The organism is Rhodovulum viride (assembly GCF_003265965.1).
Taxonomy (GTDB): domain Bacteria; phylum Pseudomonadota; class Alphaproteobacteria; order Rhodobacterales; family Rhodobacteraceae; genus Rhodovulum; species Rhodovulum kholense.
The window spans coordinates 100193-124412 of record NZ_MUAV01000005.1 but is presented as its reverse complement, the minus strand read 5'-3'; the positions used below and the strand labels follow the sequence as shown (position 1 = coordinate 124412).

Below are 24220 nucleotides of genomic sequence, written 5' to 3'. Positions count from 1 at the left end.
ACTGAGTATGTTCGTGGTGTCGCTCCTCCCCCCCTGAATTGCAAGGAACACGGTCCGGGGCCGCGAACGCTCCGCCCGATTGATGCAGCGATGCCACACAGCGGGTCCTGCCCCGGCAGGCCGCGGGACAGCCTGCCGCACCCGCTGTCGGCCTTGCTCCGGGACGCGCGCGCAAACGAGCCTTTGAAAAGGGAAAAACCTTGTCGGCTTTCCGTGCCTCCGGTAAAGACCCGAAAAGGATCGAAGGGGATAGTGAGAATGACCGTTTCCAGCTTCTCGCGCGTGGCGCTGATCGCCGTGGCAACGGCCGGTCTTTCGGGCTGCGGCGGCGGATGGTTCGGCGGCAGCTCGGACCCCGAGGCGCGGCAGGCCAACCTGGATGCGCAGTACCAGAACACACCCATGGCCGAGGTCGAGCGCGAGCGCGAGCGTCAGTCGAAATCGACCGTCTGGGACCTGTTCAACAGCGACGACCCCAATGTGACCGTCGAGGTCAACAAATACCTCTGGCAGGCCTCGCTGGAAGTGCTGAATTTCCTGCCGATTCGGTCGGTCGATCCCTTTACCGGCGTGATCGCGACCGATTACGGCACCCCGCCCGGGGGCGGCCGTGCCTATCGTGCCACCGTCTATGTGCAGGACCCGGCGCTTGATGCGCGGTCGCTGAAAGTGTCGCTGCAATCGAAGGGCGGCGCTGTCAGCCAGGAAACCGTGCGCGCCGTCGAGGACGCGATCCTGACCCGCGCCCGCCAGCTTCGCGTCCGCGACAGCCGGCTCTAGCCTTCTCCCGAAGCCCGCCCGGACGTGCGGGCTTGATACGGCCACGCGGCGCAGGCGGCTCTGGACGCCTTGCGCCTGCGCGACTATTGACATCGCCGTGCCCCGCACCGACCGCCCGCAACGAAGTACCGAGGACCGCAAGACATGGCGCGCTACACCCCAGCCGAGATCGAGCCGAAATGGCAATCCGCATGGGAGGCGGGCGGCACCTTCGCCGCCACCCGCGACGAAGCCCGGCCGAAATACTACGTGCTCGAGATGTTCCCCTATCCCTCGGGGCGCATCCACATGGGCCATGTGCGCAACTACACGATGGGCGATGTGGTGGCGCGCTACAAGATGTCCTGCGGGTTCAGCGTGTTGCACCCGATGGGCTGGGACGCCTTCGGGATGCCCGCCGAAAACGCCGCGATGGAGCGGGGCGGCCATCCGAAGGACTGGACCTATGGCAACATCGCCGACATGCGCGCGCAGATGAAGCCGCTGGGCCTCAGCATCGACTGGTCGCGCGAATTCGCGACCTGCGACCCCGAATACTATGGCCAGCAGCAGGCGATGTTCATCGACATGCTGGGCGCGGGGCTGGTCTATCGCAAGAACGCGACCGTGAACTGGGACCCGGTCGACATGACCGTTCTGGCCAACGAGCAGGTGATCGAGGGCAAGGGCTGGCGGTCGGGCGCGCCCGTGGAACGGCGCGAGCTGACGCAATGGTTCTTCAAGATCTCGGATTTCGCCGAGGAGCTGCTGGAGGCGCTGGACGGGCTCGACAACTGGCCCGAGAAGGTCAAGCTGATGCAGCGCAACTGGATCGGCCGCAGCCGCGGGCTGCAGATGGGCTTCGATCTGGTCGCGGCGCCCGAAGGCTTCGACCGGGTCGAGGTCTATACCACCCGGCCCGACACGCTGATGGGCGCAAGCTTTCTGGGCATCTCGCCCGACCATCCGCTGGCGAAGGCGCTTGAGGCCGAGAACCCCGAGGTGGCTGCCTTCTGCGCCGAGTGCCGCCGCATGGGCACCTCGGAAGAAGAGCTGGAAAAGGCCGAGAAGAAGGGCTTCGACACCGGTCTGAAAGTGCGCCATCCCTTTGACGAGACGTGGGAACTGCCGGTCTATATCGCCAACTTCATCCTGATGGATTACGGCACCGGCGCCATCTTCGGCTGCCCGGCCCATGATCAGCGCGACCTCGATTTCGCGCGGAAATACGGGCTTCCGGTGATCGACACCTTCGTGGCGCTGGACGGCGGCTCGCCGGTCGGCACCGAGGCTTTCGTACCGGCGAAGCCCGAAAAGGTCCGCTGGCTGAAAGCCTTCGCCTGGGACGAGATCGCCAGCGGCGAAGAGGCCATCGAGGCCGCGATTCGCCATTGCGAAGAGAAGGGCATCGGCCAGGGCGTGACCAAGTTCCGCCTGCGCGACTGGGGTCTCTCGCGGCAACGCTACTGGGGTTGCCCGATCCCGGTGGTGCATTGCCCCGAGTGCGGCGTGGTGCCCGAGAAGAAGGAAAACCTGCCGGTCCGCCTGCCCGATGACGTGACCTTCGACCAGCCCGGCAACCCGCTGGACCGGCACCCGACCTGGCGCGATTGCGCCTGCCCGGCCTGCGGCAAACCGGCGAAGCGCGAAACGGACACGATGGACACCTTCGTCGATTCGTCCTGGTATTTCGCGCGCTTCACAGCCCCCCATGCGGCCACCCCGACCCAGATGGCCGATGCCGACTACTGGATGAATGTCGACCAGTATATCGGCGGGATCGAGCATGCGATCCTGCATCTGCTCTATTCGCGCTTCTTCGCCCGGGCGATGCAGATCACCGGCCACCTGCCGAAGAAGGCGATCGAGCCCTTCGACGCGCTGTTCACCCAAGGCATGGTCACGCACGAAATCTACATGACCCGCGACGACAAGGGCCGTCCGGTCTATCACCTGCCCGAAGAGGTCGAGAACGGCGCGCTGAAGGCGACCGGCGAAACGGTCGAGATCGTGCCCTCGGCCAAGATGTCGAAGTCGAAGAAGAACGTCGTCGATCCGGTCAACATCATCCAGGCCTTCGGGGCCGATACCGCGCGCTGGTTCGTGCTGTCCGACAGCCCGCCCGAACGCGATGTCGAATGGACGGCGGCGGGCGCCGAGGCGGCGTTCCGGCATCTGGGCCGGGTCTGGCGCATCGCCGAAGGTCTTGTCGAGGAACTGAACGGCGGCGGGATCGCGGCCTATGAGGAAGAGGCGCCAGCGACCGCGTCAGCCGATGCGAACGGTCCGGGCGCGGCCGAAAGGGGGGGAGACGACCTGGCCCTCCGCCGCGCCCTGCACAAAACCATCCACGATGTGACAATGGGTATCGAAAGTTTCGGCTTCAATACCTCGGTGGCAAAACTTTACGCCTTTACCAATACCCTGGCCAAATCCACGGCCTCCCTTGCCGCGCGACGAGAGGCCGCGACGGTCATGGCGCAGCTGATGGCGCCCATGACCCCGCACCTGGCCGAAGAGGTCTGGGAGGCGCTGGGCAATCCCGGGCTGGTGGCCGAGGCGCCCTGGCCCAAGGCCGATCCGGCGATGCTGGTCGAGGATACGGTGACGCTGCCGATCCAGATCAACGGCAAGCGCCGGTCCGAGATCCAGGTGGCCAAGGACATGCCCAAGGAAGAGGTTGAAAAGCTGGTGCTTGCCGACGATGCTGTGATCAAGGCGCTGAATGGCGGCGCCCCGAAAAAGCTGATCGTCGTCCCGGGCCGCATCGTCAATGTCGTCGTCTGACCGCCGCGCCTTTCTGATATCCGGGCTGACCGCCGCGGGGCTCGCGCTGGCGGGCTGCGGCTTTCGCCCGGTCTACGGGACCGGCGGCCCGGCCGAAGGGCTGCGCGGCAAGATTGCCGTCGATGCGCCCGACTCGGTGGTGGGCTTCATGCTGGTCGAAGAGCTCGAGACCCGGCTTGGCCGGGCCGAGGCGCCGCGCTGGCGGCTGGCCTACGGCATCGACACCGACAGCGAGGGTCTGGGCGTCACCGCCGCGCAGGACACCACACGCTACAACATCACCGGGCGGGTCAGCTTCCAGCTGCGCGATCTCGACAGCGGGCAGGTGGTGCAGTCGGGCGAGGTCGCGTCCTTCACGGCCTATTCGGCAACCGGCAGCACGGTCGCGACCCGCGCCGCAGAACAGGACGCCTACCGGCGGCTGATGGTGATTCTCGCCGACGAGATGGTGACGCGGCTTCTCGCCAGCTCCGGCGCCTGGGCGCAATGAAGCTTTCCCCGCGGGAGGCCACGGGGTATTTCGCGCGGCCCGAACCGGACCGCGCGGGGCTTCTGATCTATGGCAATGACGCGATGCGCGTGGCGCTGAAGCGCCAGCAGGTGATCGCCGCCCTTCTGGGCCCGAATGCCGAGGAAGAGATGCGGCTGACCCGGCTGTCCGCCGCCGACCTGCGCAGCGACCCGGCGGCGCTGACCGATGCGGTCAAGGCGCGCGGCTTCTTTCCCGGGCCTCGCGTTGTGTTTCTGGACGAGGCGACCGATGCGCTGGCCGACCGGATCCTCGGGGCGCTGGCCGACTGGCAGAAGGGCGACGCGCAGATCGTGCTGACCGCGCGCCAGCTGCCGCCCAAATCGGCGTTGCGAAAGGCCTTCGAGGCGCATCCCGACGCCTATGCCATCGGCATCTACGACGATCCGCCCGGCCGCCCCGAGATCGAGGCGATGCTGGCCGAGGCCGGGCTGGGAACGGTCGACCGCGCGGCGATGGGCACTCTGCTGGACCTGGCCACCGCGCTCGACCCCGGCGACTTTCGCCAGACCGTCGAGAAGGTCGTGCTTTACAAGCTGGACGATCCCGCACCGCTGACGCCCGAGGACGTGGCCGCCTGCGCGCCACGTTCGACGGAGGCCGAGGCCGATGCGCTGATCCATGCGGTGGCCGAGGCGAAGACCGCCGAGATCGGCCCGCTGCTGCGCCGGTTGCAGGCGCAGGGGATGGCGCCGGTCACGCTCTGCATTGCAGCGACGCGGCATTTCCGCCAGTTGCACGCCGCCGCCGCCGATCCCGATGGCGCCGCCTCGGGGATCAACCGGCTGCGCCCGCCGGTCCATTTCAAGGCGCGCGACCGGATGGTGCGGCAGGCGCAGGGCTGGGGCATGCACCGGCTGGAACAGGCGCTGGGGCTGCTGCTCGATACCGACCTGCAGCTGCGTTCGTCCCAGCGCGCCCCGCAGATGGCCCTGATCGAACGCAGCCTCGTCAAGCTGGCGGTTCTGGCCTCGCGGCGCCCTTGACCGCGCCGCGTTTTGCTGGAACCCCTGAGGAACGTGCCAAGGGGGATGTGGCGATGTATCGGGTCATTGGCAGCGGCAACAGTCGCGCGCGGCGGGTGCTGTGGATAATGGAGGAACTGGGGCTCGATTACGAGCATGTGCCCGCGCTGCCCCGGTCCGAGGATGTGGTGGCGCTCAATCCCGCGGGGAAGGTGCCGGTGCTGATCGCCGACGGGGTGCCGATCCTCGATTCGACCGCGATCCTGACCTTTCTGGCCGACCGGCACGGGCAGCTGACCCAGCAGGGGGGCACCATCGCGCGCGCCATTCAGGACAGCATGACCCAGTTCCTGCTGGACGAGTTCGACTCGGCGCTGTGGATGGCGGCGCGGCACAGTTTCGTGCTGCCCGAAGAGCTGCGACAATCGGCGATCAAGGACAGCCTGAAATGGGAATTCACCCGCAGCCAGGAGGTTCTGGTCGGGCGCATGGGTCCCGGGCCGTTCCTGCTGGGCCCCGAAATGACCGTGCCCGACATCATCCTGACCCATTGCGGCGACTGGGCCGAGGCCGCGCATTTCCCGATCACCCAGCCCCGGCTGGCCGAGTATCTGGCCCGGATGCGCACCCGCCCCGCCTACCGGCGCGCCCAGGCCGCCTGAGGGCTAGCGCGCCAGCCGACGGGCCGCCGCCTGCCCGGCCCAGCGGCCTGTCGCCAGACAAGCGGTCAGCAGATAGCCGCCGGTCGGCGCCTCCCAGTCCAGCATCTCTCCGGCCGCGAAGGTCCCAGGCCGCGCGGTCAGCATCAGGTCGGGATCGAGCGCCTGCCACATCAGCCCGCCCGCGGTCGAGATCGCCTCGTCGATCGATCGCGGCCCGGCATGGGCGATGGGCAGCGCCTTGATCCGCGCCGCCAGCGCGGGCCCTTCGGGCAGCGGGCGGCCGAATTCCATCAGCAGCGCCAGCCGCGCCGGGTCGAGCCCCAGCGCCTTGCGCAGATGGTTCGAAAGGCTCGCCTTGCCGCGTGGCCGCGACAGCCGGTCCGCCACCCAGTCGGGCGTCCGGTCAGGCAGAAGGTCGGCGACCAGCGGCGCCCCGTCGCGCAGCGGCCGGGACAGCGCATAGATCCCCCCGCCCTCGAGCCCGCGCGCCGAGATCACGAACTCGCCCCGGTGCCAGGGCCCGGCGCCTGCCCGCAGCGCCACGCCCTTGACCGGCAGCCCGAAATGGCGGGCCATCGGCCCCGACCAGTCGACCTTGAGCCCGACATTGGCGGGCGCGAAGGGCGCCAGCGGCAGCCCCGCTTGGATGAGCGGCCCGGCCCAGGCCCCGGTTGACCCTAACCTTGCCCAACTCGCCCCTCCGAAAGCCAGAATGGTGACCCCGGCCGCGACCCGACGCGGCCCTTCGGGCGTCTCGAAGACCGAGGTATCGTGGTCCCAGCCAGCCCAGCGCCAGCGCCGCCTGAGCTGCACGCCCTGCCCCGCGAGCCGCCCAAGCCAGGCGCGCAAAAGCGGCGAGGCCTTCATCGCGTTCGGAAAGACCCGACCGGTGCTGCCCGCAAAGACCGGCTGGCCCAGTCCCTCGGCCCAGCGACAGACCTCGTCCGGGCCGAAGGCCTCAAGCATAGGCCGAAGTCGTGGACCAGCCTCGGCATAGGCGGCAAGGAAGGGCTCGAACGGTTCGGCCTTGGTCAGGTTCAACCCCGATTTGCCCGCCATCAGGAACTTGCGCGCGGGCGCGGCCAGCGCCTCGGCAATGACGACCGGCACGCCCGCCGCGCCCAACGCCTCGGCCGCCATCAGACCGGCCGGACCCGCGCCCACGACCAGCGCCGGAAGCCGTTCGGCCGCCTGCTCCGGCGCAGCGTCCTGCATTCCTGCCCTGTCGCTCATGGCCGCACCTCCGTTCCGCCCAGCCGCGCGGCACCATGCACGGCGGCCTCTGCATCCTCTGCCTCGGCAACATCGCAGCAGCAAGGCCGGGCGGTTCCCCTGGACGGGGCAAGTCCCGGCGCGACCGCGAAAACGAAAAGAAGGTCGGCGGGACCAAACCTGCCGACCTTCTTTGCGATCAGTGGTGCCGGTGAAGGGACTCGAACCCCCGACCCCATCATTACGAATGACGTGCTCTACCAGCTGAGCTACACCGGCACTGTGGCGGGGTCTTTACCACCCTCGCAGGTGGGTGTGTAGACCCTTTTTGTCCTAGTCCGCCGACTTTTCCAGACCGCCGCCAACCAGCAGCGGCAGCATGTCCGACGCCCCGGCCAGCGCCGCCTGGTTCGCGGGCGCAGGCTTCCAGGCCAGCGTGTCGAACCCGCCGCAATGGCCGCAGACCGGCGCCCAGGCCGGCTGGATCGTGGCGCAGCTGTCGCAGACCCATTGGGGCCCGCGCGGAGCGCTGAGCGCCTTGGCCAGGAAGCCGCGCACGACCTCGTCGTCAGAGCCCAGACCGCGCTCGACCGCCGCCATCAGGGTCAGGGCGCGCACCGTCGGCGCGGTGTCGGCCAGATCGCCCAGCGCCTTGCGGGCGGCCGGGAAATCCTCGGCGGCGATGGCCAGTTCGGCCGTCAGCATCCGGGTTTCGGGATCGTCGGGCCGAACATCGGTCAGCTGGGCAAAGCGCAGGATCCGGTCCTGCGGGGTCTCGTCGGGCACCAGTTCGGCGAAGGCCGCGGCGATGTCGGGATGGGGCTGGGCCTCCCAGGCGCGGCGCAGCACCCGCACCGCCTGCTTTTCGCGGCCCTGCGCGTGATAGGCCCGGGCCGCCATCACGGCGGCGGGCACCAGGTCGGGCGACAGCTTGTTGGCCTCGATCGACAGGTCGCGGGCGCGCGGCTCGTCGCCATCGACCATCAGGTCGCGCGCCTCGCAAACCGCCAGCACCGCGTCGCGGCGCCGGTGCAGATCGCGCGGGATATTGCCGTGCCGAAGCTTCGCGTTCAGCGTCTTGCGCGCGCCCTTCCAGTCCTCGGCATTGGCCTGCAGCTGCAGCAGCGTGGTCTGGGTCTCGGCATGGCGCGGCTTCAGCACGAAGGCCTTTTCCGCCAGCTTGATCGCGGTTTCCGTGTCGCCCTCGGCAAGCTTCTGCTTCATCAGGCCGCGCACGCCCACGAAACGGGTGCGGTCGTCGCCCAGAAGCTTCTTGTAGATGTCGCGGGCCCGGCCCTTGTCGCCCAGCATCTCGGCCGCCTGGGCCGAGAGCAGGTTGGTCAGGTCCGGCCGACGCAGAAAGCGTTCGGCCTTGGCGGCGTTCGACATCGCCAGCCGCGCCTCGCCCGAGGCCAGCGCCAGCATGCCGTCCGCCAGCGCCTGGAACCCGCGGCGTTCGCGCGAGCGGCTGAAATAGCGGCTGATCGCGGTTTCGTCGCCGTTCAGGAACCGCACCAGCGCCACCAGGAACCCGGCGACGCGCAGCAGCAGCCAGACGCCGACCACGGTCAGGAGCGCCAGGATCACCGCCTGCAGCGGGCCCAGCACGAATTCCATGTCCGCGACCGCGACCCGGAGGCCCGGTCCCGTCTCCATCAGGATGCCGGCCCCGTAGGCGAGCGCGGCGACAAGGATCACGAAGAAGAGGATCTTGAGAAGGGACCAGAGCATGTTTCGCGCGTCCTCAGTTGCTGTTCAGCGTTTGCTCGAGGCTCTGCGCGGCCTCCACGGCATTGGCGCGGGCACGGGCGGCGTCGATCCAGTCCGACATCTCGGCCTTGGCCTCGGCATCAAGCCCGTCGAGTTCGGACAGCACCGTCCCCAGATCGTCCTTGCGCAGCGCCGCCTCGGCCCGCGACAGGATCGCGTCGGCATCGTCGCCCTCCTTGGGCGTCAGCGACCGCACGCCCAGCTGGCTGCGCACGAAGGCCTTGAACCTGTCGCCCACGCCACCCGCGGCCTGCTCCTTGAGCGAGGTCTCGAGTGCGGCCCGGGCCGCCGCCGGAAATTCTGATTGCAGCTCGGGCAGGGTGGCGACGCCGGTATCGGCCACCGCCGTCAGCGCCTCGGGCACCTCGATCGACCCGAACTGGCCCAGCGCGGGCGCAAAGGGCGAGCCGTCGGCCAGCGCCGCGTCGATCCGCATCAGCGCACCGCGCGCCTCGACCTGGGCGGCCCGGTCCATTGCCGCGCCGATATCGGCCTCGGCCTTCTCGGCCACCTGCTGCACAGAGGCGCTGAGTTCGGCATTCTGCTCGCGCATCTGCGCGATCTGATCCTCATAGGCCTTGAGCGCGGCCGCCGCCTCGCCGCTGGCCGCCGCGGCCGGGGAATTGGCGAGCTCGGTCACGCGCGCGTCGATCCCGGCGACCTGCTCGGCGATCTTGCCGATCTCGGTCTGAAGCGCGTCGATCTGCCCGGCCAGCGCCTCGCTGCCGCCGTCCGTGGAAAGGCCGTTCAGCGCGGCCTCGATCCGGTCGAGCCGGTCGGCATTGGCGGTCAGGGCCGCCATGCCCGCCTCGCCCAGACCGGCGCTGGTGCCCGGGAAGGACCAGCCCTCGGGCTGGATGTATTGCGCGGTGACGAAGCCGATGCCCGCGGCCAGAATGCCGCCCAGAACCGGAGACACCGCCCCGATGAGGCCCGGCCGGGCCTTCGCCGGAGCTGGGGCAGCAGCGGGCCTTGCCGCCGGAGCCTCGGGCTCGGGAGTCGTTTCGACCGGCGCCTCGTCCTGAACGGGTTCAGCCGGGCCCGCCGCCGCAGGCTCGGGGGTGTCGGCACCCGGTTCGTCCGCGTCGTCACGGTCGCGCGCCGTGCGGATGGCCGCCTCCAGCCGACCTTCGCCGGGCTCTTGTCCGCCTTCGGGATGCGACGGCTTGGTATCCTGGGAATCGGTTTCGTCTTCGGTTTTAGCCACGGGAACCCGCCTTTCGATTCGCTTCGTCTCAGACCGCGCGTCGCGCACCGCCTCACACATTAAAGACTCGCCGTTACGGCCTCAAGGCACCCCCACGGCGCCCATTACCGCAGCCAGACCGTCCATCATCGCCGGGCCGTCGGGCCGATCAGCCTCGATCAGGGCCACCGGGTCCGGCCCGTCCCAGGAGGCCGTGACTGCCGCGCTCATGCTCACCAGCGCAAGCCGCCCGCACGATCCCTTCAGCCGCTCGGCGACCAGCCGGGCCGACCGGGGTGAGAACAGCGGCAGCAAAGTCAGCGGCGCGGCCTCGATTTCGGCCAGGATCCCGGGCGGGAAGGGCAGGGCCTCCTGCGCATAGACGATACGCTCTTCGGTGGGGATGCCGATGGCGCTGAGCGCCTCGGCCAGTTCGACCCGGGCATGTTCGCCGCGCAGGTGCAAAAGCCGCCCCTTCGGCCGGTCGGCGGTGAAATGCGCGATCATCGAGGCCGCGGTGCCCTCGGCCGCGCTGGCCCGGAACCCGGCGGACCGCGCGGCATCGGCGGTGCGTTCGCCCACGCAATAGGCGGGCAGGCTCCGGTCGTCATTGACGGCCGCCAGCGCGGCGACGCCGTTTTCCGAAGTAAACAGAAGCCCCGCGAAGCCCTTGAGCGAGACCGGTTCTGTCCGCGGCACGATGTCCAGCACCGGCGCGGTGCGGATCGCGATGCCCGTGCCGAACCTCTGGACGAACGCGTCAGCAAAGCGGTCCGACTGGGCCCGGGGCCGGGTCATGAGAAGCAGCGGCGGATGCTGGGGCAAGGCGTACCTCCTCGCGGGATTGTGCCTGTGGTCCCCGTGGTGTTACCTGCCGACCGACGGGTACGCAACGGCAGAGCCATGGCCGACACACTGACGATCCTGGGGCTGGAGAGCAGCTGCGACGATACGGCCGCGGCCCTGGTGCGCCTGCGTGTAGGCGAAAGGCCCGAAATTCTGGCCTCGGTGGTCGAGGGCCAGACCGCGCTGCACGCGGCCTACGGCGGCGTGGTGCCCGAGATTGCCGCCCGCGCCCATGCCGAACGGCTGGATCTTTGCGTCGAACGCGCAATGGCCGAGGCCGGGCTGGGGTTTGGCGATCTCGATGCCGTGGCGGTGACTGCCGGACCCGGGCTGATCGGCGGCGTGCTGTCGGGGGTGATGGTCGCCAAGGGCATCGCCGCCGCGACCGGGCTGCCGCTGGTCGGCGTCAACCATCTGGCCGGGCATGCGCTGACGCCCAGGCTGACCGACGGGCTGGACTTTCCCTATCTGATGCTGCTGGCCTCGGGCGGGCATTGCCAGTTTCTGGCGGTGTCGGGGCCCGAGGAGTTTGCCCGGATCGGCGGCACCATCGACGACGCGCCGGGCGAGGCCTTCGACAAGACCGCCAAGCTGCTGGCGCTGTCCCAGCCGGGCGGTCCGGCGGTCGAGCGCGCCGCCGAAACCGGCGATCCGGCGCGCTTTGCCTTTCCGCGCCCGCTGATGGACCGGCCGGGCTGCGACATGTCGTTCTCGGGCCTCAAGACAGCCCTTCTGCGTGCCCGCGACCGGATCATCGCCGAAAAGGGCGGGATCACGGTGCAGGACCGCGCCGATCTTTGCGCGGGCTTTCAGGCGGCGGTGCGCGACGTGCTGGCCGGCAAGGCCGCCCGGGCGCTGGCCGCCTGTCCCGAGGCGACCGCGCTGGCCGTCGCGGGCGGGGTCGCGGCGAACCGCGCGATCCGGGCTGCGCTGGAGGATCTGGCCGACAGGGCCGGGCTGCCCTTCGTCGCGCCGCCGCTGTGGCTTTGCACGGACAATGCCGCAATGATCGCCTGGGCCGGGCTTGAACGCTTTCGCCTTGGCGCCCGCGACGACATGGCGCTGGCCGCCCGGCCGCGCTGGCCGCTTGACAGAAGAAGCCCCGCGCTGATCGGGGCCGGCAAGAAAGGAGCCAAGGCATGACAAGGATCGGAATTGCGGGGGCAGGGGCCTTCGGCACGGCGCTGGGCGTCGTGCTGGCGCAATCCGGGCGCAAGGCGACGATCTGGGCGCATGAGGCCGCCTTTGCCGACGAGATCCGACGCCGCAACGAAAACCCGCGCCTGCCGGGGGTTCAGCTGCCCGAAAACGTCTCTGTCTCGGCCCGGATCGCCGAAATCGCCGAGTGCGACCTGATCCTGCTGACGACGCCGATGCAGGTGCTGTCCAGCGTTCTCGACACTTACGGGCCGGTGCTGAAGGCCCGGCACATGGTCGCCTGCTGCAAGGGCGTCGATCTGGCCACCGGCCGGGGGCCGAGCGCGATCATCGCCGAGACCTGCCCCGGGGTGGTCCCGGCCGTGCTGACGGGTCCCAGCTTTGCCGCCGACATTGCCCGGGGACTTCCGACCGCGCTGACGCTGGCCTGCGCCGATCCCGAGGCGGGCGTCGCGTTGCAGGAACGGCTTTCGACGCCGACGCTGCGGCTGTATCGCAGCACCGATACCGTGGGCGCCGAGCTGGGCGGCGCGCTGAAGAACGTGATGGCCATTGCCGCGGGCATCGTCATCGGCACCGGGCTTGGCGAAAGCGCGCGGGCCGCGCTGATCACCCGGGGCTTTGCAGAAATGCAGCGGTTTGCCCAAAGCTATGGCGCCGAGCCGGAAACGCTGGCGGGCCTGTCGGGCTTCGGCGATCTGGTACTGACCTGCACCTCGCAGCAGTCGCGCAATTTCGGCTATGGCGTGGCGCTGGGACAGAACGCCTGGTTCGACCCCGATGTGACCGTCGAGGGTGCGGCGACTGCCCGCGCCGTCGCCGCCATCGCCAAGGCGCGTGGCATCGACATGCCGGTGACCCAAAGCGTCGCCCAGGTCATCGACGGACGCCGCAGCATCGAAGAGGCGGTCAAGATCCTGCTGAGCCGCCCCCTGAAGGAGGAATGACCATGTATTTCGCGCTGATCTGCCGGGACAAGCCCGGCCATCTGGAGACTCGCAAGGCCAATCGCGACGCGCATCTGGCCTATGTCGCCGAGACCGGCGTGGTGGCGCAGGCGGGGCCGTTCCTGGATGAGGCGGGCGAGATGTGCGGCTCGCTGGTGATCCTAGATGTCGGGGACAAGGCGGCGGCCGAGGCCTGGGCCGCGAACGACCCCTATGCCGGGGCGGGCCTGTTCGAAAGCGTCTCTGTGCAGGCCTGGAAGAAGGTCGTCGGCTGATGGCCTTCTGGCTGTTCAAGTCCGAGCCCAACACCTGGGGCTGGGACGATCAGGTCGCGAAAGGCGAGGCCGGCGAGGAATGGGACGGCGTGCGCAACTATCAGGCCCGCAACAACATGCGGGCCATGAAGACCGGCGATCGGGGCTTCTTCTACCATTCGCTCAGCGAAAAGGCCGTGGTCGGCATCGTCGAGGTGATCGCCGAGGCCCATCCCGACAGCAAGGCCGACGATCCGCGCTGGGAGTGCGTCGATATCAAGGCGGTCATGCCCTTGCCCCGGCCCGTCACGCTGGACATGTGCAAGGCCGAGCCGCGGCTGAAGGACATGGTCCTGGTCAACAATTCGCGCCTTTCGGTGCAGCCGGTGACCGACGAGGAATGGCGGATCGTCTGCGAGATGGGCGGTCTCTGAGGGGCCGCCGCTCAGAACCGGTTCAGCGGGATCTTGAGATAGGACCGCCCGTCATCCTCGGGCTCGGGCAAGCGACCGCCGCGCAGGTTGACCTGCAGCGCGGCCAGCATGCGGTCGGGCAGAGACAAGGTCGCATCGCGCGCCTGCCGGGTCTTCAGGAAGTCCTCGCGCGTCGCGCCGTCGAGATGCACGTTCCGGCGTTGCTCGGCCACCGTCGCCATCGGCTGCACCTCGGCACCCTCGTCGGGATAGTCATGGCCGATGAACAGCCGCGTCTCGTCCGGCAGCGACAAGAGCCGCCCGAGCGAGTCGTACAGGACCGAGGCGCTGCCGCCCGGAAAATCCGCCCGCGCGGTTCCGGCCTCGGGTCGCAGGAAGGTATCCGCCACGAAGGCGGCATCGCCCACGAGATAGCTGACCGAGGCCAGCGTGTGGCCCGGCGTCGTCAGCACCCGCAGCGTCATCTGCCCAAACGCGATCTCGTCACCCTCGCGAAACAGTCGGTCCCAGTCGCGGCCGTCGGCAGGGAAAGCCTCGGGCAGGTTGTAAAGGTCGCGCCAGAGCGCCTGCACCTCGGTCACCCGCGCGCCGATGCCCCGCCGCGCGCCCAGCGCGTAGCCGAGGTAATGCGCGGCCGAGAAATGATCGGCATGGGGATGGGTGTCGAGCACCCAGCCGATCCTCAGCCCCTCGGACCGGACATGGTCGAGAATCCTGTCGGCATTGGCGGTCGTGACCCGGGCCTCGGCCGGGTCGAAATCGAGCACCGGGTCGATCACGATGCCCTCGCGGGTGGCGGGGTCGTGGACCACGTATTGCAGGCTGCCTGTGGCCTCATCGTGGAACGATGTCACTGCGGGCGAAGCTGTCATGGGAAATTCTCCGGTCGTTTAAGCGTCCGGGGGATCTTTATCCCCCTGGACGAGAACAACCGGCATGGCGGACAGTTCCGCCGGAAGCGATGCGGCAGAGCCGGAGCGGGAGGTTATGAATGGAGGGTTCCGCAAGTGCAGAACCCTCCATCACCCCACGTGCACCCTAGCGCACCACACGTGAATTCTATGAGGGCCCTGCCGTCCTGGCGGGCATGAATTGACCATACGCCGACCACGCCCTTTGCACAAACCCAATGTTCCCGGCATTTTATACGACTTGCTGGAAACAGTTCCGGGGCAGGGCGGACTCTGTTGCGGTTCGTTCGGCCGGACCTAGCCGTAAATGTGTTCCTTCCCGAAATGCCGCACCAGCATGTAGTACAGCACGGCACGGTACTTGTGCGGGTTCGACACGCCATAGGTCTCGATCGCGGCCTGGATCGCCTCGTCCAGATCTGGACTGTCGGGCAGGCCCAGCTTGCGGATCAGGAAATTGGTGCGCACGGTTTCGATCTCACCCGGCTGGGTGGCCGCCACGACCTCGGCATCGGCATCGTAGATCGCCGGGCCGCAGCCGATGGTGACCTTGGTCAGCAGATCCATGTCGGGCTCCATCCCGCATTTGGTCTTGAGATCCTGCGCGTATTTCTCGATCAGCTGATCGCGCTTTCCCATCTTTCTTCCTCCTCCTTTGTCCTGAGGCCTCCTCGCCGGGATCGAGCCTAGGCGCACCGGACCGTCGGGCAAGGAAAATCCGGACGCAGCGCCGGCCGATGTGTCGCTTTCGCGTCTTGAGACCGGCGGGCGCAGGGTGTCAGATCGCGCCCAGCCTAGGACAGAGGGGCCAGGACAGAGGGGAAAACGACATGACCTACCTGAAGACCACACCGACCCGCGAGGGCTTCTTCGGCAGCTATGGCGGCGCGGTGTTGCCGCCGCCGCTGGAACCGCATTTCGCCGAAATCCGCGAGGCCTATGACCGGATCTCGAAATCTGCCGATTTCATCCGCGAGCTGCGCTACATCCGCACCCATTTTCAGGGGCGGCCGACGCCGGTCTCGTACCTGAGGAACCTCAGCGATCTTTGCGGCGGCGCGCAGATCTATGCCAAGCGCGAGGATCTGAACCATACCGGCGCGCACAAGCTGAACCATTGCATGGCCGAAGGCCTCTTGGCGAAATTCATGGGCAAGACCAAGCTGATGGCCGAAACCGGCGCGGGTCAGCATGGCGTGGCGCTGGCCACCGCCGCGGCCTATTTCGGCATGGAGTGCGAGATTCACATGGGCGAGATCGATATCGCCAAGGAAGCGCCCAACGTCACCCGGATGAAGCTTCTGGGCGCGACGGTGGTGCCGGTTTCCTTCGGCGGTCGGTCGCTGAAAGAGGCGGTCGACAGCTGCTTTGAAAGCTATATCGCCCAGGCCGATCACGCGCTTTTCGCCATCGGGTCGGTGGTGGGGCCGCATCCCTTCCCGATGATGGTGCGCAACTTCCAGCATGTGGTGGGCGTCGAGGCGCGCGAGCAGTTCCTGGACATGACCGGCGAGTTGCCCGACATGGTCGCGGCCTGCGTCGGCGGCGGGTCGAACGCGATGGGGATCTTCTCGGGCTTCATCGAGGATGACGTGGCGCTTTACGGGGTCGAGCCCGCGGGCACCTCGTCCAATCTGGGCGATCACGCCGCGTCAATCGCCTATGGCGAGGATGGCGACATCCACGGGTTCCGCACCATCGTGCTGAAGGACGCGAAGGGCGAACCGGCACCGGTGCACACCGTCGCCTCGGGGCTCGATTATCCCGGCGTCGGGCCGGAGCACGCGCATCTGCACCGCAGCGGACGGGTCACCTACACCACGGCCGACGATACCGAAGCGCTTAAGGCGTTCTTCGAGTTGTCGCGCCGCGAGGGCATCATTCCCGCGCTGGAAAGCGCCCATGCCGTGGCCTTCGCGATGCGCGAGGCCCGGGCCAATCCGGGCAAGTCGATCCTCGTCAACCTGTCGGGGCGCGGCGACAAGGATATCGACTATGTGACCGAGACCTTCGGCTTCGGCGAGGCTCTCTGAGCCGCGCGGCCGGACCTGCATAAAGCAAGGCGCCGCCCGGAAATCCGGACGGCGCCAGCCTCGCGGATCGCGCGGGGTTCAGTAGCGGTAATGCTCGGGCTTGAAGGGGCCTTCGGGCGTCACGCCGATATAGGCAGCCTGCTCGGGCGACAGGGTCGACAGCTTGACGCCGATCTTGGCCAGATGCAGCCGGGCAACCTTTTCATCCAGATGCTTGGGCAGGATGTAGACGCCGGGTTGATAGTCGCCCTCCTTGGTGAACAGCTCGATCTGCGCCAGCACCTGGTTGGTGAAGGAGGCCGACATCACGAAGGACGGGTGGCCGGTCGCGTTGCCGAGGTTCAGCAGGCGGCCTTCGGACAGCAGGATGATGCGGGCGCCCGAGGGCATCTCGATCATGTCCACCTGGTCCTTGATGTTGGTCCATTTGTGGTTCTTCAGCGCGGCCACCTGAATTTCATTGTCGAAATGGCCGATATTGCCGACGATGGCCATGTCCTTCATCTCGCGCATATGCTCGATGCGGATCACGTCCCTGTTGCCGGTCGTGGTGATGAAGATGTCGGCCGAGGCGACCACGTCTTCCAGCACGACCACCTCGAAGCCGTCCATCGCGGCCTGCAGCGCGCAGATCGGGTCGACCTCGGTCACCTTTACCCGGGCGCCAGCGCCGCGCAGCGAGGCGGCCGAGCCCTTGCCGACATCGCCATAGCCGCAGACCACGGCGACCTTGCCGGCCATCATCACGTCGGTGGCGCGGCGGATACCGTCGACCAGGCTTTCCTTGCAGCCATACTTGTTGTCGAATTTCGACTTGGTGACGCTGTCATTGACGTTGAAGGCCGGGAAGGGCAGCAGGCCGTTCTTGTGCAGGTCGTAAAGCCGGTGCACGCCCGTGGTGGTCTCTTCCGAGACGCCCTTGATCGCGTCGCGCTGCTTGGTGAACCAGCCGGGAGTTTCGGCCAGCCGCTTGCGGATCTGGGCAAACAGCGCCTCTTCCTCTTCCGAGGTCGGGACGGCGATCAGGTCTTCCTCGCCATTCTCGACCCGCGCGCCCAGCAGCACGTAAAGCGTGGCGTCACCGCCATCGTCGAGGATCATGTTGGCGGTGCCGTCGGCGAACTGGAAGATCTTGTCGGTATAGGCCCAGTACTCGGGCAGCGTCTCGCCCTTGATGGCGAAGACCGGGACCCCGGCCTTTGCGATCGCAGCCGCGGCGTGGTCCTGGGTCGAGAAGATGTTGCAGGACGCCCAGCGCACATCGGCACCCAGCGCGACCAGCGTCTCGATCAGCACGGCAGTCTGGACCGTCATGTGCAGCGACCCGGCGATACGCGCGCCTTTCAGCGGCCTGGCCTCGCCGTATTCCTCGCGGAGCGCCATCAGGCCGGGCATTTCGGTTTCAGCGATGTCCAGTTCCTTGCGGCCGAACTCGGCCAGCGCGATGTCCTTGACGATGTAGTCCGGCGCCATGGCGCAACTCTCCTCGTAATTGTCGGCTCGAAGGGCACATACCATCACGCGGATGGCTCGACAATGCGGCTGCGCCGTGGCAATCGGGCGTCCCAAGGGAAACGGATCGCTATGAAACAAGCACGCGCATGGCAGAGGATGCTGTCGGGGCGCAGGCTCGACCTGCTGGACCCGACGCCCTTCGATATCGAGATCGAGGACATCGCCCATGGCCTTGCCTTCGTGGCGCGCTGGAACGGGCAGACCCGGGGCGATTACCCCTATTCAGTGGCCGAGCATTCGCTGCTGGTCGAGGAAATCTTCGGCCGGATGCAGCCCGAGGCGCCGGTCCGCTGGCGGCTGGCCGCTCTTTTGCACGATGCGCCCGAATACGTGATCGGCGACATGATCTCGCCGGTGAAGGCCGCCGTGGGCCCAAGCTATGGCGAACTCGACAAGCGGCTGGCCTCGGCGATCCATATCCGCTTTGGCCTGCCAGCCGCGGTGCCCGACCGGATCAAGAAGGCGATCAAGCGGGCTGACAGCCTGTCGGCCTGGCTTGAGGCGACACAGATCGCGGGGTTCGACGCGACCGAGGCGAACCGGTTCTTCGGCCGTCCCCGGCCCGAGCTGATCGAGGGGCTCGAAATCCGGCTGCGCCCGCCGATCGAGGTACGCGCGGCCTATACCGCCCGCCATGCCGCGCTGATGGCGCGTCTCTAGCGCTTCTGCCCGATGGGACGGCGGCGCGGCAGATGAACCTCGGGCACCACCGGACGGTCGGGCAGGCGGTGATTGATCCGGTGCTCCTGACGCGAGGCCAGCAGAAGCATATCTGACAGGATGGCGAACATCGGGGGCTCCTCCCTTTCAAAGCTCTCCATCGTATTGTTAAGCTGTGACGGGAAGATCCGAGAGTCAGGAATTCTTTTGCCCTGTGAGCTAATCTAACAGATGGCCGATATCGACTGGACCCGCCTGCCGCCCCTGACGGCGCTGCGCGCCTTCGAGGCGACGGCGCGGCTGGAAAGCTTTTCGGCGGCGGCGCGGTCCTTGAACGTGACCCATGCGGCCGTCGCCCAGCAGGTGCGGGCGTTGGAGGATCATCTGCAGCTGGCTCTGGTCCGCCGCGACAGCCGCGGCATGACAGCAACGCCCGAGGGCGCCCGGCTGGCCGAGGCTCTGGGCGAGGCGTTCCGGAAGATCCAGGACGGGATCGACGCGGTCCGGGCGACGGAAGATGCAAGCCCGCTGAAGATCTCGCTGACACCTGCCTTTGCCGAAAACTGGCTGATGCCGCGGCTTGGCACCTTCTGGGCGGCGCATCCCGATATCGAGCTGGCCCTGATCCCCTCGACCGCGCTGGTCGATCTGCGGACTGGAGGCTATGACCTGGCGATCCGCTACGGGTCCGGCGCATGGCCGGGGCTTGAGGCCAACCCGCTGACAAGTACCCGGTTCGTGGTCGTCGGAACGCCCGAGCTGGCGGGCGATCCCCGGCCCGGAAGCTTCGCCGAGCTGACCCGCTTCACCTGGCTGACGGCGCAGGATTCCCCGGAACAGGCGCTCTGGGCGGAAAGCGCGGGGTTGAGCTGGAAGCGGGTGCGCGCGACGTCCTTCCCGACGACCGGCCTGTCGCTGGCGGCGACGCGCGCCGGGTACGGGCTGTCGATCCAGCCGATCACCCTGGTCGAGGACGATCTGGCCGCAGGCAGGCTGGCCGCGCTGTTCGAGCAGGACTCTCAGGGGCTCGGCTATCACATCGTGACCCGGCCGGGACACCATGCCCCGCGGCTGCGCGCCTTCATCAATTGGCTGCGGCACGCGGCGGGGCCGCAGGTCGGGATCTGAGCCCGACCCGAGCCGCCGGTCTTACCGCGGGCTGCGCTTGGCCAGGATCCGCTGCAGCGTCCGGCGGTGCATGTTCAGCCGCCGCGCGGTTTCCGAAACGTTGCGGTCGCATTGCTCGTAGACCCGCTGGATATGCTCCCAGCGCACGCGGTCGGCCGACATCGGATTGTCGGGCGGCGGCGGCAGCGCCTCGCCATTCGACAGAAGGGCGGCGGTGACGTCATTGGCATCGGCCGGCTTCGACAGGTAGTCGGTCGCGCCGATCTTGACCGCGGCGACGGCGGTGGCGATGGCGCCATAGCCGGTCAGCACCACGATCTTGGCATCGGGACGCTTTTCGCGAAGGGTCTCGACCACGTCGAGCCCGCTGCCATCCTCCAGCCGCAGGTCGACCACGGCATAGGCCGGGGGCCGCGCCGAGGCGATGGCCTTTCCGGCAGCGACCGTCTCGGCCATTTCGGGCTGGAACCCCCTCTTTTCCATTGCCCGCGCGAGACGCCGGAGAAACGGTTCGTCGTCGTCAACGATCAACAGCGACGGGTCGTCCCCGATTTCATACTCCTGCTCAGCCATGCGACACCCTCCTGGTGAGCGTAATATTCCGGACGTTCTAGAATGTTAACAGGGCAGGGTCAATTTAACTCGTTCCCTGTCATGGCTTTCCCGCGCCGTTGTCGACAAAGCACGCGACCCGCGCGGCCATGTCCTCGGGCGTGGTATCCCGGTCGAAAACCTCGACCACGCCCGTTTCCGGGAAGGCGAGGTAGGTGAAGGTCGAATGGTCGATCAGGTAATAGGGGTCCTCGGGGTCACGGATCCGAAAGAAGGTGCGGTAGGCGCGGCTGGCCGCCTGCACCTGATCGGGCGTGCCGGTCAGGGCCAGCATCCGCGGATGCATCATCGCGGCGAAAGCCGCCAGCGCCTCGGGCGTGTCGCGGGCAGGGTCGACCGAAATGAAGACCGGCCGCACGTCATAGCCGCGGGTTTCCAGCAAATCGACCGCATCGGCATTGCGGGCATTGTCGAACGGGCAGACATCCGGGCAGAAGGTATAGCCGAAATAGATCAGCGTCGGGCCTTCGATCACGTCGGCTTCGGTCCGGAGGGCGCCGGTCTGGTCGGTCAGGGCAAAGGGGCCGCCCAGTTCCGACAGGCCGGGCCGGGGACCGCCGCTGCGGCAGGCCGCGAACCGGTCCTCGGGCGCCCAGGGCCCCCAGATGAAAAGCGCGGGCACCGCGACCGCCGCCAGAAGCGCCACGGCCGCGCCTGCCAGAATGTAGCGTCTCATGCGTGCCTCCCTTGCCGTCCGTCCCCCTGCGGTTAGCGCATTGATCGGCCCTCGTGCCGCGATTAACAAGGGGAAAGCCTGAACCTGGGGGTCCGATGTCCGATATCGCAACCGGCCTGCTGCCGCCGACCGAGCGCAGCAACTGGATCCGCCTGCGGACCCTGATCCTTCTGCGCTGGGCCGCCATCGCGGGCCAGGTCGTCGCCATCGCGGTGGCCATTCTCTATTTCCACATCCAGCTGGATCTGGGGCTGTGCCTGCTGGTCGTCGGCGCCAGCGTGCTGGCCAACGTGATCGCGGTCGCGATCTATCCCGAGAACCGGCGCCTGTCTGAAAACGAGGCGATGCTGACGCTCCTGTTCGACGTGGTGCAGCTGTCGGCCCTGCTGTTCCTGACCGGCGGGTTGAACAACCCCTTCGCGCTGATGTTGCTGACGCCGGTCACCATCTCGGCCACGGCGCTGGGGCGGATGTCGACGCTGTTCATCGCCCATACCGCCTTCGCGCTGATCACGCTGATGACCTTCTACCATGTGCCCCTGGTCGATGCGTCGGGCGAAATCCAGCGGCTGCCGCATCTTTTCCTGTTCGGCTTCTGGGCCGCGCTGGTGATCGGGATCTCGTTCCTCGGGCTTTATGCCGACCGCGTGACATCCGAGATGAACAAGATGACCGATGCGCTGGTGGCAACGCAGATGGCACTGGCGCGCGAGCAGAAGCTGACCGATCTGGGCGGCGTGGTTGCCGCCGCCGCGCATGAGCTGGGCACGCCGCTGGCCACGATCAAGCTGATCAGTTCGGAACTGCTGGACGAGGTCGAGGACAAGCCGGGCCTGCGCGAGGACATCGAGACGCTGCGCGAACAGGCCGACCGCTGCCGCGATATCCTGCGCTCGATGGGCCGCGCCGGCAAGGACGACCTGCACATGCATACCGCGCCGCTGAAGGCGGTGATCGACGAGGCGGCCGAACCGCATCTGGATCGCGGCAAGGAGATCATCTTCAGTTTCGATCCGATTCATGGCGGCAGCCCGCGGATGCCGGTGATCTACCGCCGCCCCGAAGTGATCCACGGGCTGAGGAACCTCATCCAGAACGCCGTCGATTTCGCCGAAAGCCGGGTCTGGGTCGTGGCGCAATGGACCCAGGACGAAATCAGCGTGCGGATCATGGATGACGGGCCGGGCTATCCCTCGCATCTGCTGGGCCGCATCGGCGATCCGTTCGTGCGGATGCGCAAAAGCTCCGAACATCAGAAGAAGCGCCCCGAATACGAAGGCATGGGGCTTGGGCTTTTCATCGCCAAGACGCTGCTGGAACGCTCGGGCGCGAGGCTGAGCTTTGCCAACGGGCGCGACCCGATGCTGACCTCGGAACGGTCCGATCAGCGCGGCGCGGTGGTCGAGGTCGAATGGTCCGCCTCCAAGATCGGCGTCAGCGCCGAGGCACAGCTGGCGGCTCTGGGAGAGAACACTCCGATCGAAGCCTGAGACCGCCACATCCCGCACACGCATACGTTGAGTTAACTGGAATTTAACCAAGATGACGTTTTACTGAACAAACTGGCTAAAGGAGCACCGCCCGCACCATGGACATCGACTTGAACTCTGCGCTGGTTCTTGCGGGCGTATCCCTGATCAGCGCACTGGTGGCCGTGTTCCTTTTGCCATTCATTCCACGCCGGGCCCCGTCCCCGGGCGCCGAGTCCAGAAACAGCATGGTGTTTCTCTTCGATGGAGAACATCTGGTGGATGCCACGCCGGACGGGCGCCGGTTTCTGGCAGGCGGCCCCAAGGGCCTGACCGACTGGCAGCGGTTCTGCGCCCTGATCGTGCCGCGTTTCCCCGGTTTTCCCGAACGAATGGAGCGGTTGCCCAAGGACGGTTCGGCCCTTCTGACCGAAGCCGGGGGCGAGGCGCAACTGACCGCGACCTGGCTTGACGGGGTGATCCGCCTGACCCTGCAGATGCCGCGCTTCAACGAGGATGCGGGCCTGACCGACGCCCAGAGCCTGGCCGCGCTGACCGCGGAACTGGCCACGCTCCGCGATGTGGTCGAAGCGATGCCGACCCCGGCCTGGCAGCAGGACGACAAGGGAGGCGTGGCCTGGGCCAACAGCGCCTATCTCGACATCGTGCGCAGCCGCCATGACAAGGGCCAGATCGTCTGGCCGCTGCCGGTCCTGTTTTCACAACCCAAGGGGGAACCGGGCGCGCCGCACCGTCAGGCCATCGACACTGGCACCGGGACTGGCCGCGAGCGCTGGTTCGACTGTGTGGCCGTCGAGGCCCATGGCGCCTCGCTGCATTTCGCACTTCCGGCCGATGCCACCGTCCGGGCCGAGACCGCGCTGCGGAATTTCGTTCAGACCCTGACAAAGACCTTTGCCGAACTGCCCATCGGTCTGGCCGTCTTCAACCGCAAGCGCGAACTGGTGCTGTTCAATCCCGCCATGTCCGAGCTTTTCAACCTCGAGCCCGAATTCCTGACCGGACGGCCCACGCTTCTGAACGTGCTCGACCGGCTGCGCGAAACCCGGATGATGCCCGAGCCCAAGAATTACCGGTCCTGGCGCGAACAGATCCTGCGGCTGGAACGCGATGCCAGCGACGGCGTCTATTCCGACACCTGGACCCTGCCCGGCGGGCAGGTCTACCGGGTCACCGGACGGCCGCATCCCGACGGCGCCGTGGCCTTCCTGTTCGAGGATATCAGCACCGAAATGTCGATGACCCGCCGCTTCCGCGGCGAGATCGAGACCGGGCAGGCGGTCATCGACTCGCTGCCCGAGGCCATCGTGGTGTTTTCCAGCGCCGGGGTCCTGACCCTGTCGAACAGCGCCTATGCCGAGCTTTGGGGCGAGGACCCGCGCCTGGTGATGGGTACCACCGATATCGCCGGAGCCACGGCGAAATGGCAGGCGCAATGCCTGCTGACTCAATCCGAGGCCGCGGCCGACCTGTCGCACCGCATCCGCCAGCGCGAAGCCTGGAGCTGCGAGCTGATCCGCCGCGACGGCCGGCGGCTCGACTGTTTCCTCAAACCGGTCGCGGGCGGCTGCATGATGGTCGAGTTCCGCGCCGCGAGCCAGGCCGATACGGCGGGCGCCCGCCCGGTGCCGCGCGCCTCGATGGGCTGATCCGACTTGCGGGGCCTCGGGCAGGCGTTAAACATGC

24 protein-coding genes and 1 tRNA gene are annotated in these 24220 nt (G+C 67.7%); 14 read left to right on the top strand and 11 right to left on the bottom strand.

Going from position 1 to position 24220, the window contains the following annotated elements:
- Positions 1–258 precede the first annotated feature (258 nt).
- From BYZ73_RS05835 to BYZ73_RS05815, 5 genes are all read left to right on the top strand, one after another.
- Positions 259–780, top strand: coding sequence for a DUF3576 domain-containing protein (locus BYZ73_RS05835; protein WP_112315247.1), 522 nt, complete (start codon positions 259–261; stop codon positions 778–780).
- A gap of 144 nt (positions 781–924) precedes the next feature.
- Entirely contained in the window at positions 925–3546 is a 2622-nt protein-coding gene (leuS, locus tag BYZ73_RS05830; protein ID WP_112315246.1) for a leucine--tRNA ligase, read from the top strand.
- Positions 3533–4036: an LPS assembly lipoprotein LptE gene (lptE, locus tag BYZ73_RS05825; protein WP_108025787.1), complete on the top strand. Its 504-nt coding sequence runs from the start codon at positions 3533–3535 to the stop codon at positions 4034–4036. The genes leuS and lptE overlap by 14 nt, the downstream gene beginning before the upstream one ends.
- Positions 4033–5061 carry a DNA polymerase III subunit delta gene (holA, locus tag BYZ73_RS05820; protein ID WP_112315245.1) on the top strand — a complete coding sequence of 343 codons (1029 nt, stop codon included), beginning with the start codon at positions 4033–4035 and terminating at the stop codon, positions 5059–5061. Before lptE ends, holA begins: the two co-directional genes overlap by 4 nt.
- A gap of 53 nt (positions 5062–5114) precedes the next feature.
- Positions 5115–5702: a glutathione S-transferase family protein gene (locus BYZ73_RS05815; protein WP_112315244.1), complete on the top strand. Its 588-nt coding sequence runs from the start codon at positions 5115–5117 to the stop codon at positions 5700–5702.
- Between the two features lie 3 nt (positions 5703–5705).
- On the opposite strand, the gene BYZ73_RS05810 is transcribed toward BYZ73_RS05815, so the two are convergent.
- From BYZ73_RS05810 to BYZ73_RS05790, 5 genes are all read right to left on the bottom strand, one after another.
- Positions 5706–6935: a TIGR03862 family flavoprotein gene (locus BYZ73_RS05810; RefSeq protein ID WP_112315243.1), complete on the bottom strand. Its 1230-nt coding sequence runs from the start codon at positions 6933–6935 to the stop codon at positions 5706–5708.
- A 182-nt stretch (positions 6936–7117) separates the two neighbouring features.
- Positions 7118–7193 (bottom strand) — tRNA-Thr (locus tag BYZ73_RS05805).
- A 54-nt stretch (positions 7194–7247) separates the two neighbouring features.
- Entirely contained in the window at positions 7248–8645 is a 1398-nt protein-coding gene (locus tag BYZ73_RS05800; RefSeq protein ID WP_112315242.1) for a heme biosynthesis protein HemY, read from the bottom strand.
- A 13-nt stretch (positions 8646–8658) separates the two neighbouring features.
- Entirely contained in the window at positions 8659–9891 is a 1233-nt protein-coding gene (locus BYZ73_RS05795) for a COG4223 family protein (RefSeq protein ID WP_112315241.1), read from the bottom strand.
- Positions 9892–9972: 81 nt separating this feature from the next.
- Entirely contained in the window at positions 9973–10695 is a 723-nt protein-coding gene (locus BYZ73_RS05790; RefSeq protein WP_112315240.1) for a uroporphyrinogen-III synthase, read from the bottom strand.
- A gap of 78 nt (positions 10696–10773) precedes the next feature.
- Here BYZ73_RS05790 and tsaD point away from each other — a divergent pair, with 78 nt between their 5' ends.
- From tsaD to BYZ73_RS05770, 4 genes are read left to right on the top strand one after another with little or no spacing between them, the layout of a single operon-like run.
- A complete protein-coding gene (gene tsaD / locus BYZ73_RS05785) occupies positions 10774–11859 on the top strand; it encodes a tRNA (adenosine(37)-N6)-threonylcarbamoyltransferase complex transferase subunit TsaD (RefSeq protein WP_112315239.1) in 1086 nt (361 codons plus the stop codon).
- A complete protein-coding gene (locus BYZ73_RS05780) occupies positions 11856–12821 on the top strand; it encodes an NAD(P)H-dependent glycerol-3-phosphate dehydrogenase (protein ID WP_112315238.1) in 966 nt (321 codons plus the stop codon). The genes tsaD and BYZ73_RS05780 overlap by 4 nt, the downstream gene beginning before the upstream one ends.
- Before the next feature lie 2 nt (positions 12822–12823).
- The gene (locus tag BYZ73_RS05775) at positions 12824–13096 is read left to right on the top strand and encodes a YciI family protein (RefSeq protein WP_112315237.1); all 273 of its coding nucleotides are present in this window, start codon (positions 12824–12826) and stop codon (positions 13094–13096) included.
- Positions 13096–13509, top strand: coding sequence for an EVE domain-containing protein (locus BYZ73_RS05770; protein ID WP_112315236.1), 414 nt, complete (start codon positions 13096–13098; stop codon positions 13507–13509). The genes BYZ73_RS05775 and BYZ73_RS05770 overlap by 1 nt, the downstream gene beginning before the upstream one ends.
- An 11-nt stretch (positions 13510–13520) precedes the next feature.
- Here BYZ73_RS05770 and BYZ73_RS05765 read toward each other — a convergent pair whose 3' ends face one another.
- Together BYZ73_RS05765 and BYZ73_RS05760 are read right to left on the bottom strand one after the other, a co-directional pair.
- Positions 13521–14381 (bottom strand): MBL fold metallo-hydrolase, encoded by an 861-nt coding sequence (locus tag BYZ73_RS05765; RefSeq protein ID WP_112315235.1) that lies wholly within the window; start codon positions 14379–14381, stop codon positions 13521–13523.
- A gap of 336 nt (positions 14382–14717) precedes the next feature.
- On the bottom strand, positions 14718–15059 hold the full coding sequence (locus BYZ73_RS05760; protein ID WP_112315234.1) for a DUF2853 family protein: 342 nt from the start codon (positions 15057–15059) through the stop codon (positions 14718–14720).
- Between the two features lie 191 nt (positions 15060–15250).
- Between BYZ73_RS05760 and trpB the strand changes: the two genes are divergently transcribed.
- Entirely contained in the window at positions 15251–16453 is a 1203-nt protein-coding gene (gene trpB, locus BYZ73_RS05755; protein WP_108025740.1) for a tryptophan synthase subunit beta, read from the top strand.
- 78 nt (positions 16454–16531) lie between these two features.
- On the opposite strand, the gene ahcY is transcribed toward trpB, so the two are convergent.
- Positions 16532–17926 (bottom strand): adenosylhomocysteinase, encoded by a 1395-nt coding sequence (gene ahcY / locus BYZ73_RS05750; protein WP_112315233.1) that lies wholly within the window; start codon positions 17924–17926, stop codon positions 16532–16534.
- Between the two features lie 111 nt (positions 17927–18037).
- Here ahcY and BYZ73_RS05745 point away from each other — a divergent pair, with 111 nt between their 5' ends.
- The gene (locus BYZ73_RS05745; protein WP_112315232.1) at positions 18038–18628 is read left to right on the top strand and encodes an HD domain-containing protein; all 591 of its coding nucleotides are present in this window, start codon (positions 18038–18040) and stop codon (positions 18626–18628) included.
- Here the strand turns inward: BYZ73_RS05745 and BYZ73_RS23985 are convergent.
- On the bottom strand, positions 18625–18759 hold the full coding sequence (locus tag BYZ73_RS23985) for a hypothetical protein (protein WP_281258217.1): 135 nt from the start codon (positions 18757–18759) through the stop codon (positions 18625–18627). The two genes, BYZ73_RS05745 and BYZ73_RS23985, sit on opposite strands and share 4 nt — an antisense overlap.
- Positions 18760–18859: 100 nt before the next feature.
- Between BYZ73_RS23985 and BYZ73_RS05740 the strand changes: the two genes are divergently transcribed.
- Positions 18860–19756: a LysR family transcriptional regulator gene (locus tag BYZ73_RS05740; protein ID WP_108025734.1), complete on the top strand. Its 897-nt coding sequence runs from the start codon at positions 18860–18862 to the stop codon at positions 19754–19756.
- Between the two features lie 21 nt (positions 19757–19777).
- On the opposite strand, the gene BYZ73_RS05735 is transcribed toward BYZ73_RS05740, so the two are convergent.
- Together BYZ73_RS05735 and BYZ73_RS05730 are read right to left on the bottom strand one after the other, a co-directional pair.
- Complete coding sequence (locus BYZ73_RS05735) at positions 19778–20329, bottom strand: ActR/PrrA/RegA family redox response regulator transcription factor (RefSeq protein ID WP_075784115.1); 552 nt, start codon at positions 20327–20329, stop codon at positions 19778–19780.
- 79 nt (positions 20330–20408) lie between these two features.
- Positions 20409–21044, bottom strand: a complete 636-nt coding sequence (locus BYZ73_RS05730) for an SCO family protein (RefSeq protein WP_112315231.1) — start codon at positions 21042–21044, stop codon at positions 20409–20411.
- Positions 21045–21139: 95 nt separating this feature from the next.
- Here BYZ73_RS05730 and regB point away from each other — a divergent pair, with 95 nt between their 5' ends.
- On the top strand, positions 21140–22534 hold the full coding sequence (regB, locus tag BYZ73_RS05725) for a sensor histidine kinase RegB (RefSeq protein WP_112315230.1): 1395 nt from the start codon (positions 21140–21142) through the stop codon (positions 22532–22534).
- A gap of 98 nt (positions 22535–22632) precedes the next feature.
- On the top strand, positions 22633–24183 hold the full coding sequence (locus BYZ73_RS05720; RefSeq protein WP_112315229.1) for a PAS-domain containing protein: 1551 nt from the start codon (positions 22633–22635) through the stop codon (positions 24181–24183).
- Positions 24184–24220 lie beyond the last annotated feature (37 nt).